Origin of the sequence: Nitrosospira briensis C-128 (genome assembly GCF_000619905.2) — a bacterium.
Lineage (GTDB): Bacteria > Pseudomonadota > Gammaproteobacteria > Burkholderiales > Nitrosomonadaceae > Nitrosospira > Nitrosospira briensis.
This window is the reverse complement of record NZ_CP012371.1, coordinates 2936972-2946962: the sequence shown is the minus strand read 5'-3', so window position 1 is coordinate 2946962 and position 9991 is coordinate 2936972. Positions and strand designations below refer to the sequence as shown.

Here is a 9991-nt window from a genome sequence, read left to right as displayed (position 1 = left end):
AGCAGCTTTGATGCCGGCTGAGCCTTGACAACACTGGATTTGATGTAGCAGTTAGCAAAACTTGTTGAGATATCCTTGCAGATCCGGATACCCCTTGCTGGATGGGCTCCTGGCATTCCCCGACGGGAATGATTTGATGGTGTTGCCTTGGCGATCAAATTGCCGGGTACTTTCGCCTGGCAATCCCGCCAGCAATGACGCCCGTGCGGTATGGCAACAAGTATTTACCGGTTCGCTGCCCGTAAAAAGGACCCATGGCGATACCAGGTGCCTGGGCAGTAGATCCCACTTGGCCATTCGCGCCACTTCATAGCGGGACTCGGTTGCATGATGATGAAAAACCCCCATAAAGTTGTCCCGTTCATTAGCTTAGTGAATAAGGTAGCGGCGTGATCTCCAGCGATGGGCCAGCCAGCGATTTCCAGTGAACCGCTGCGGCCTCGACACTACTTGTCTGAATGACCGCCAGCACGTCGAAGCCGCCATCAGGGGAAGGTGATGCGTTGACTATCATGCCGATGGATTGTTCCCCCATATCAGCGCCGAATAGCTCGTCTCCGGCCTCAACCGGGTTTTCAGATATCCCCGGCCGGATATTCGCCAGATACATGCGACGTTTGATTTTACCTAAATATTGACTGCGAGCCACGATTTCCTGACCAGGATAGCAACCTTTTTGAAAACTCACGCCGCCGATGGCCTCCAGATTTGCCATTTGCGGCACGAACTGCTCCTGAGTGGCGGGTGTAATGATGGGAATACCGGCTTTGATTTCCAGCCAATCCCAACAGGGTGCGCCCACCGGTACGGCGTCCCTGCTCAGACCTTCCCATATTGCGGGGGCCTTTTCCGGCACGATGGCCAGTTCAAATCGATTTTGCGCAAGGCGAATTATGCTCACTGATTCGCCATGAATCACTCCAAGATGGGAAGCGGGAACCTCACCCAGATTTTTCCGCACCAACGCCTCGGCATGGTTTCCCGCCACACCCAAGCACACCAGATCATCGCTGGCATCGGCAAGCTTTACTTTAGCGCGCAACACGTACATGGCCAGACGCTTCTGTATGCCGGGCCGCACTACCGCGGGCAACTGCATGACGTAACCACCGCCATTGCCGATACTCTGGCTCCAGATCAGGAAACTCGCCAGCAACCTGCCTTTCGGATTGCAATAACCTCCATAGAGCGCAGCGGAAGCATTGACCTGCTTTACGTCGCAACTCAACTGCCCTTGCAGGAAGGATTGCGCATCCTCTCCCGAGAAGTGGATCAGGCCAAAGTGCGAAAGATCGCTTAATACCGTAGCAGACCGGGCACTCTCAAGTTCGGCCGCGTTGTCGCCAAAGCCGACGACGCGGTCATCCTGGATAATGGCGCCATGGTTGCGCAGATATGCTTGCCAGATTAGGTTCATGCAGAACGATTTATGGCTGTGGAAAGTGTTAATTATAAAGCATACGCTCCGGATGAGCGGCAAATCGCCAGGAATGAGATAATTCGATCATGGCTGACTTCATGCCTTCGCCTCTTCCCCCGCTGCTGGTTGTCCGGCTCAAACCTTCCAGGCGCCTTGCCGCGATGCTGAGTGTCGCCCATTTCGCGGCGATCGGCCTGCTATGGCCGCTGATATTACCCATATCGGCCAAACTCGCGGGATCCGCCATGCTGGTCGTCAGCCTTGTTTTCTACTTGAGGCGTCACGCTTTGTTACGCTCGCCGGATTCGGTGATGAATATCGAATTATCGGAAGAAATGATTTGCATGCTTGAAACACGATGCGGCGACCGCATCGTTTGCACACTGCTCGGCAGCAGCTTTGTCGCGCCTTATCTGACGTTACTCGAACTGAAGCCGCTAAAACGCCAGGAACCCACCAAATTACCTCCCCCTTCAACTTGCCCGAGACGACGGCAAAGATTTTTCGCGCGCAGTATAGTGATTCTACCGGACGGAGTAGATGCGGAGCAGTTCAGGCAGTTGCGAGTGCTGTTGCGGTGGAAGTGGAAAGATCCTACGGAAAAAAACCCGGCAGGCCCGGGTTGAAGCTTACCGTTCTAATATGTAGCAAGCATGCTGTATTCAACCGAATACCAAGCCATGGTCCCCAACGGCTGGGTACTCGTCAACTGTTGGCGCTGCCATCAAGCCCGCGTTCCGGAAAATGCCCGCTGCTTGATAAGGCAGAAGCTACGGCTTGAGTCATTCCAAACAAGCGGGCTAAGCGTCATCCGATGTGCTGGTTTAAAATCCAGCGGACTAGAAAAAAACCAGCGAGGCGCTGCCGCTCAGACGTGTTACCGTATAAAAGTCTCGTTGTCCGCTAATCGGTATGATCGAGAACTTGTGTATAGTCGTTATACCGAAAGTTTTGACGGGTATCGTCTGCTCTCCCGGTATCTGCACATGCGGCAGCAGGATGCTGAAAGTAGTCCCACCGGTATCGACAGTCATGCGGATGGTTACGCTGACAAGAATGCCGACCTCAGTCTCGACACTACGAATCTCATCCCCGCTGAAGCTGAGCGTCTGCTGCCGGTCCTGGTAGGTGAAACGCGGCTTTCCATCAAAACTGGTGGTCGAGTATGTAACATGGAGATGCTTACCGCTGAGTTGATACTGGTTTGGAATCTGGATGACGGGCTGATCCGGTTGCATGGATAACTCCTTCATTAAAATTAACCCCGCTCGAGACGACGACAATAGGCCGCGTTAAAGGAGGATTAGCTGATCAATATGCAACGTAAAGGCGTTGGCTGGAGATGCCGGCTTTGCCGACTCCCATTGACAATATAGATCACGACATTCAAAAAGCAAGGAACGAAAGCAGATCAACGAATCGAGAATGCGCCGGTGATTCAGGTAACGCCGGTAGGTACAGTATCACTTTCAATTGCTCTGGATCTGCTCGAAAATTCCACCCTTGGCGAAGTGCATTTTCTGTGCCTTCTGCCAGTCGCCAAAAATATCGTCGACGGTGAACAGCGCCAGGCGAGGGAACCGATCCAATGGCTCACTGTGTCGGGGCTCACGTACTGATGGATGGTGCGCAGTTCGTGTCGCACATGCGCGTGGATGTATAGCAACTCGATTGCGACTGGTTTGTTTTCTCCGGTCATAAGGTATTCGGTCCGGCAGGCATCGGTGCGCTGTTCGGCAAAAACAAGTTACGCAACACTTCTCCTCCGTGGCAAGGCGGCGGGAACATGTCAACTACCAGATTAGGTTGAATAACATGAATTTTCAGCAATTGCGCATCATCCACGAAACAGTTCGGCAGAACTACAATCTCACCGAAGCGGCAAACGCCCTGTTTACTTCGCAATCCGGCGTCAGCAAGCATATAAAAGACCTGGAAGATGAACTGGGCGTCGAGCTGTTCATACGCAAGGGGAAACGGCTGCTCGGATTGACCGATCCGGGGAAGGAACTGGTGAAGATAGTCGAACGCATCCTGCTTGATGCCAAGAACGTCAAGCGTCTAGCTGAGCAATTCAGCAACCGGAAGCAGGGGCGGCTAACCATTGCAACTACGCATACTCAGGCACAGTATGCCTTGCCACCGGTGGTGACCCAATTCAAAAAGGCATTTCCTCAGGTGCATCTCGTCCTGCATCAGGCCAGCCCCGGCGAGATCGTATCGATGTTGCTCGACGGCCATGCAGATATCGGCATTGCCACGGAGGCGCTGGAGAGCGTCTCGGAGCTGGCGTCCTTTCCCTATTACTCATGGCATCACGCTGTCATCGTGCCGCACGGACATCCCTTGGAATCTGTCCATCTCCTTACCCTTGAAGCGATTGCCGAATTTCCTGTTATCACATACCACGAGGGTTTCACGGGGCGGACAGGGATCGACCAGACATTCGCAAAGGCAGGTCTGGTACTCGATATCGCCATGTCGGCACTGGACGCCGATGTCATCAAGACTTACGTCGAACTCGGGCTGGGGGTGGGCATTGTCGCCTCCATGGCATTCAACCCCACGCGGGATACGAAGCTCAACCTGCTCGATAGTTCGCACCTGTTCGAGAAAAATACGACCAATATTTCCATCCGGCGCGGCCACTACCTGCGCGGCTATGCTTACCGCTTCATCGAGCTGTGCCTGCCATCGCTGACGGAAGCGGCTATCCGCACAGGCGTCAAGCCCGAGGTGGACATAGAGCTGGGCACCTGAATTGAACCGCTTGCTTCCTACTCCCGGTCTCCGTTACATAACTTCGACCAGAACCTTTACTCTGGTTATTTCATTCATGCAGTATGGCGCAGTGCAAGGTAGGGCATGCGCCAAAACAAATTACATGTCGCCCCCCAGAAACCCGCCGCTCTGATGATTCCATAGCCGCGCGTAGAGGCCATTGAGCGCTATGAGGCTTTGATGGTGGCCTTCTTCTACAATACGACCCTTATCGATCACGATCAGGCGATCCATTGCCGCGATAGTCGACAAGCGATGTGCGATTGCGATCACTGTCTTACCCTGCATCAATCGATACAAGCTGGACTGGATGGCGAGTTCCACTTCAGAGTCCAGGGCGCTGGTCGCTTCATCGAGCAGGAGGATCGGCGCATCTTTCAGCATGGCACGCGCTATCGCAATCCGCTGGCGTTGACCACCCGAAAGCTTTATTCCCCGCTCGCCCACATGTGCGTCATAGCCTTTACGCCCCATGGGGTCGGTCAGCCCGGCTATAAAATCGTGTGCTTCGGCTCTTTTCGCAGCGGCTATCATATTCTCATCGCTCGCATCGGGTAGGCCATATGAAATGTTGTCCCTCACCGAGCGATGCATGAGCGCAGTATCCTGCGTGACCATGCCGATATTGGCGCGCAAACTGTTTTGGGTAACATATTTGATGTCCTGGTCATCGATCAGTATGCGCCCCTGCTCGATATCATAAAATCTGAGCAGCAGGTTTACGAGGGTGGATTTACCTGCGCCTGAACGTCCAACCAGTCCAATCTTTTCGCCTGGCCTGATATGCAGCGAGAGGCGATCTATCACGGGTGTATCTCCTCCATAACAGAAGAGCACCTCCTCAAACCTGATATCGGCATTACTGATGCGCAGCGGTTTTGCATCGGGATAATCGGTTACCAGATGCGCGCGGGATAAGGTATTGATGCCGTCTCGCACAGTGCCGACATGTTCGAATAGCGCCGCCATTTCCCACATGACCCAATGCGACATGCCGTTGAGCCGTAGCGACATTGCACCGACGACAGCAACCGCGCCGACGCCTATTTCACCCTTTGTCCATAACAGCAACGCCACGCCAACCGCACCGATGATAAGCGCCGCGCCCATGATCTGATTAACCGTCTCGAAGCTGCTGATCAATCGCATCTGGCTATGCACCGTTTTCAGGAACTCCTGCATCGCCGATTTTGCGTAACTCGCTTCCCTGCCCGCATGTGAGAAGAGCTTGACCGTGGCAATATTGGTGTAAGCGTCACTGATGCGCCCCGTCATGAGAGAACGTGCATCGGCTTGGGATTGAGAAACCCGGCTCATACGCGGAACAAAAAACCACAATGTGAAAATGTAGAGAATTAACCACGCCATAAAAGGCAGTAACATCCAGACATTAAAATTACCGACCACCGCAACCAGCGTAAAAAAGTAAATCGTTACATAAACGAGGATATCTCCCAGGATAAAGCAGACGTCACGCAGTGCGAGAGCGGTTTGCATGACCTTGGCCGCTACGCGGCCAGCAAATTCATCCTGATAAAAGTTCATGCTCTGATTGAGCATCAGCCGATGGAAATTCCAGCGTAGCCGCATCGGAAAATTCCCCCCCAGCACCTGGTGCTTAATGAGATTTTGCAATCCGACCAATATGGGGCTTGCCGCCAATATCCCGGCAAACAGAAGAAGCGTGTACCGTTCCTGTTGCCATAGCAGAGAAGGCGGAATTTCACTGAGCCAGTCAACCACCTTCCCCAGTATCGCAAACAATATTGCTTCGAACGCGCCTATGGATGCGGTAAGCAGGGTCATGGCGACAAGATACCGCCTTACGCCATCTGTCGCTTCCCATACGAAAGATGAAAAGCGTTTTGGCGGAATCCTGTCCTGGGAATCGGGATAGGGATAAATCAGTTTCTCAAAGTAACTAAACATTTAAAATCATCCCATAACAGCTTTAACAACAAGCCTCTGGTCGCTAAAACGCATTAAATTTGATATTCGGCTGATGCATCGCTACATTAAAATACGGTGATGACCATCGCAGCCTGAAGCTGAAACAAAATATACAATAGCACCGATTCTCCGATGCAATATCCGATCAACGATCGCGGCACCGCCCAACCAGGCTGGATGGCATGCGATCAAGGAAGTGGAACCTGGAGCATACATGCCTGGTGCCTATGCACATCTCACGCTCGTCAATCTGATCAGGGAACCGGTCCGGCTCGAAAGTCGCGGTTTAACGCCTGAGGCAATCGTTCCGGTACTGGATTACTTCCGCTTTTGCGAGCTTGGCGCGGTCAGCCCGGATTATCCCTATCTGGATATCGCTCATCCCGATGCCTGTCAGTGGGCAGATCGAATGCATTACCAAAAAACCGGCGATATGATCAAAGCAGGAATTGATCTTATTAGAAAGCTGGAAGGCGCATCGCAGCAGAAGACATTTGCCTGGCTACTGGGATATACGAGCCATGTCGTGGCGGATGTGACGATTCATCCCGTCATCGAACTGAAAGTAGGCGAATATCAAAAAAACAAGGGCAAGCACAGAATCTGCGAGATGCATCAGGATGCCTACATATTTCAGCGATTGAATATCGGTGAAATAGGTTTGGGCGAGCATCTGGATTCGGGAATCTGGGGATGCTGCGATAAACCCGACAGCGGAAAGCTCGATCCGATCATCGTTAGGACTTGGCAGCGCATGCTCGAGACCTGCTATTCCAACCCATATCAAAGTAATCCTCCGATCATCGACAATTGGCACGGCGCATTCAAGTTCATCGTTGACAAAGCGGAAGAAGGCGGTGCACTTCCCCCTTTTGCGCGACATGTTGCCGCCAATCTCGGCTTGACCTATCCGGCGATAGCTGATCTCGACAATCAATATCTGAAGAGTCTGACCACCCCTCTCGGACCGATGAATTATGATCAGATATTCGAACGGGCGATGGAAAATGTCCTTACCGCCTGGGCATATATTGCCAGTGCCGTGTTCACGAAAGATGACACGTACCAGACGGCATCGGTCAACTGGAATCTGGATACCGGAAGAGACGTTGACGGCAACTATGTTTATTGGAAGAGCCACGCATGACCAGAATCACTGTTGCCAACGCCATTGGCGTTATGATCACGATTGGTTTCCTGGCGGCCTGCACCTCCAGTCAGCGAGGCCCCGATAGTGAGGAAATGTACGTCAAAGCCTCTGCACTGACAAAACTATCGGCTGCGGTAGAGTCGACGGTGCGTTACAAGAACCCACCACCTGACCTTGGCGACAGTGAATTGCTGGAACTCGCCACCCGACATGATCCGGTGCTGCTGGAAAATTTCCGGGGCTATAAGCTCAGGGTGCTGCGGCAGGAACGCCACTCGGTTGTGCTCATATGCGATGCGACCGGTACCCGTGCGCTTCTGGAAGACGCAGGCTGTTCCGGCCCGATGGATCGCGAACGCTGGATGGGAAAGACGGAGCCATGCGAGTTCTCGATCGATACTGAACAGATTTGTGGCGGAAATTGATATTCATATTTATTTATGCCACGCCAGGGCCTAGCCTAAGGCAATGAACCAATTGATATTCCCTGTGTCGCATAAGCTTTCTCTTTTGCTAACACTGGGACGAACAATGCAAGATATTATTTTTGGTTTGCTTTGGCTTTGTCGGTGTAGATTCGATTTAAACCATGAAGGAGATAAATCATGAACTACGTTGATGGATTCGTTGTCGCAGTGCCTACGGTCAACCGGGAAACCTACCGGGAGCATGCCGCAAAGGCTGCCATAGTATTCAAGGAGTACGGCGCGCTGAACGTCGTCGAGTGCTGGGGCAATGACGTGCCTGAGGGCAAGCTGACGTCCTTTCCGATGGCGGTCAAGTGCCAGGCGGACGAGACGGTGGTGTTCTCGTGGGTGACGTGGCCCTCGCGCCAAGTGCGCGATGAAGCCTGGAAGAAGGTGATGGTCGACCCGCGAATGCAGCCTGAGGCCAACTCAATGCCATTTGACGGCAAGCGCCTGATCTATGGTGGATTCGAAGTGATGGTAGAGGCGTGACATAGCCGTTTGTATTAAGCGCTCTCTGCTACTTTAAGAACGACAATAACCGTGATAAGTATGGTTTGACCTGCTCCCCGTAATTAGTACATGGTGCAGTAGAATCCTACGTCATGAAGCTAATGAAAGGGGCAGGTCCACTACCGCTTTACTACCGTATCCTTTGCTTCCGGCAGTAGCTCCGGATAATCCCGGCTGTAGTGCAGACCACGGCTCTCATGCCGCAGCATGGCGCTTTGCACGATAAGGTCAGCGGTATCCACCAGGTTGCGTAGTTCCAGCAGATCGCTGGTTACACGGAAATTTGCGTAATACTCGTTGATTTCTTCATGTAGAAGACCGATTCGATTTTGTGCGCGTTGCAGACGCTTGGTAGTGCGGACAATGCCGACGTAGCTCCACATGAAACGCCGCAATTCGTCCCAATTGTGGGAGATGACGATCTCTTCATCTGCATTGGTAACACGGCTTTCGTCCCATTGCGGCAACTCAACGGCGGGCGCTGGTGTCTGCCCGATAATATCATTGGCTGCCGCCTGGCCGAACACCAGGCACTCCAGCAGCGAGTTGCTTGCCAGCCGATTGGCGCCATGCAGACCGGTATGGGCAGTTTCGCCGATCGCATAAAGATTATCCATGTCGGTTTTGCCTTTCCGGTCGGTGAAGACGCCACCACAGGTGTAGTGAGCGGCGGGCACAACAGGAATCGGTTGCACGGTGATATCGATGCCGAATTCCAGGCAGCGCTTATAAATGTTGGGGAAGTGCTCTTTCAGGAATTTGGCCGGCTTGTGGGATATATCGAGATAAACGCAATCGAGTCCGCGTTTTTTCATTTCGAAATCGATTGCGCGGGCGACAATATCCCGCGGCGCAAGCTCCGCGCGTTGATCGTGCCAGGGCATGAACCGCGAGCCATCGGGAAGCTTCAGCAAACCGCCTTCGCCACGTACCGCCTCACTGATGAGAAATGATTTGGCATGAGGGTGATAAAGGCAGGTGGGGTGGAACTGGATAAATTCCATATTGGCAACGCGGCAGCCAGCGCGCCAACCCATGGCGATGCCATCGCCGGTAGCGGTGTCGGGATTGGTGGTGTAGAGATAAACCTTGCCGGCACCACCAGTCGCCAATACCGTGTTATTGGCACCGATGGTGTAGACCTGTCCGGCTGCGCTGTCCAGCGCATAGGCGCCATAGCAGCGGTTGCCGTTATGATCTGCGCGGCCCAGTTTCGCGCTGGTAATGAGATCGATCGCGACATGGTGCTCAAGCACGGTGATATTGGGATGGGTACGTGCCTTCTCGATCAGGGTCAACTGCACGGCCTGCCCCGTCGCATCCGCCGCGTGGATCACGCGCCGTACGCTGTGACCGCCCTCCCGGGTCAAATGATACCCGGTCCCGCTGCCCTGATTTCGAGTGAACGGAACGCCTTGGCTGATGAGCCACTGGACGGCCCGGGGTCCTTCTTCCACCACGTATCGCGTAACGGCTTCGTTACAGAGTCCCGCGCCTGCGATAAGCGTGTCCCTTATGTGGGCTTCTGGCGAATCTTCCTCCGACAAAACCGCGGCAATCCCCCCCTGCGCCCACCCACTGGCGCCGTCCAGTAGCGCACGTTTGGTAATGAGGCCCACCTTGTTGGTTTGCGCCAGATTCAGCGCCAGAGTGAGGCCAGCCAGACCGCTGCCGATGATCAGAGTGTCGAAATTGAGCTGTGGCAATTGA

The 9991-nt window shown here is 53.5% G+C and carries 10 protein-coding genes and 1 pseudogene; 6 read left to right on the top strand and 5 right to left on the bottom strand.

Features of this window, described 5'->3' with window-relative positions:
• Positions 1 to 51: 51 nt before the first annotated feature.
• Together F822_RS13480 and ygfZ are read right to left on the bottom strand one after the other, a co-directional pair.
• Positions 52 to 348, bottom strand: a complete 297-nt coding sequence (locus tag F822_RS13480; RefSeq protein WP_025040194.1) for a hypothetical protein — start codon at positions 346 to 348, stop codon at positions 52 to 54.
• Between the two features lie 16 nt (positions 349 to 364).
• Positions 365 to 1417, bottom strand: a complete 1053-nt coding sequence (gene ygfZ / locus F822_RS13475) for a CAF17-like 4Fe-4S cluster assembly/insertion protein YgfZ (RefSeq protein ID WP_025040195.1) — start codon at positions 1415 to 1417, stop codon at positions 365 to 367.
• An 89-nt stretch (positions 1418 to 1506) separates the two neighbouring features.
• Here ygfZ and F822_RS13470 point away from each other — a divergent pair, with 89 nt between their 5' ends.
• Positions 1507 to 2046, top strand: coding sequence for a protein YgfX (locus F822_RS13470; RefSeq protein ID WP_025040196.1), 540 nt, complete (start codon positions 1507 to 1509; stop codon positions 2044 to 2046).
• Positions 2047 to 2259: 213 nt separating this feature from the next.
• Here F822_RS13470 and F822_RS13465 read toward each other — a convergent pair whose 3' ends face one another.
• Entirely contained in the window at positions 2260 to 2658 is a 399-nt protein-coding gene (locus F822_RS13465) for a hypothetical protein (RefSeq protein WP_025040197.1), read from the bottom strand.
• Between the two features lie 350 nt (positions 2659 to 3008).
• On the opposite strand from F822_RS13465, the pseudogene F822_RS14995 reads away from it, so the two are divergent.
• Positions 3009 to 3209, top strand: a pseudogene (locus tag F822_RS14995) (aminotransferase class V-fold PLP-dependent enzyme); the annotation flags it as partial.
• A gap of 26 nt (positions 3210 to 3235) precedes the next feature.
• Positions 3236 to 4180 carry a CysB family HTH-type transcriptional regulator gene (locus tag F822_RS13455; RefSeq protein ID WP_025040199.1) on the top strand — a complete coding sequence of 315 codons (945 nt, stop codon included), beginning with the start codon at positions 3236 to 3238 and terminating at the stop codon, positions 4178 to 4180.
• Positions 4181 to 4300: 120 nt separating this feature from the next.
• Here the strand turns inward: F822_RS13455 and F822_RS13450 are convergent, their stop codons facing one another.
• Positions 4301 to 6130, bottom strand: a complete 1830-nt coding sequence (locus F822_RS13450; protein ID WP_025040200.1) for an ABC transporter ATP-binding protein — start codon at positions 6128 to 6130, stop codon at positions 4301 to 4303.
• Positions 6131 to 6365: 235 nt separating this feature from the next.
• Here F822_RS13450 and F822_RS13445 point away from each other — a divergent pair, with 235 nt between their 5' ends.
• From F822_RS13445 to F822_RS13435, 3 genes are all read left to right on the top strand, one after another.
• On the top strand, positions 6366 to 7298 hold the full coding sequence (locus tag F822_RS13445; protein WP_025040201.1) for a zinc dependent phospholipase C family protein: 933 nt from the start codon (positions 6366 to 6368) through the stop codon (positions 7296 to 7298).
• Positions 7295 to 7726 carry a hypothetical protein gene (locus tag F822_RS13440; protein ID WP_025040202.1) on the top strand — a complete coding sequence of 144 codons (432 nt, stop codon included), beginning with the start codon at positions 7295 to 7297 and terminating at the stop codon, positions 7724 to 7726. Before F822_RS13445 ends, F822_RS13440 begins: the two co-directional genes overlap by 4 nt.
• A gap of 180 nt (positions 7727 to 7906) precedes the next feature.
• The gene (locus F822_RS13435) at positions 7907 to 8260 is read left to right on the top strand and encodes a DUF1428 domain-containing protein (protein ID WP_025040203.1); all 354 of its coding nucleotides are present in this window, start codon (positions 7907 to 7909) and stop codon (positions 8258 to 8260) included.
• Positions 8261 to 8400: 140 nt separating this feature from the next.
• On the opposite strand, the gene nadB is transcribed toward F822_RS13435, so the two are convergent.
• Positions 8401 to 9987 (bottom strand): L-aspartate oxidase, encoded by a 1587-nt coding sequence (gene nadB / locus F822_RS13430; protein WP_025040204.1) that lies wholly within the window; start codon positions 9985 to 9987, stop codon positions 8401 to 8403.
• Positions 9988 to 9991: the final 4 nt, after the last annotated feature.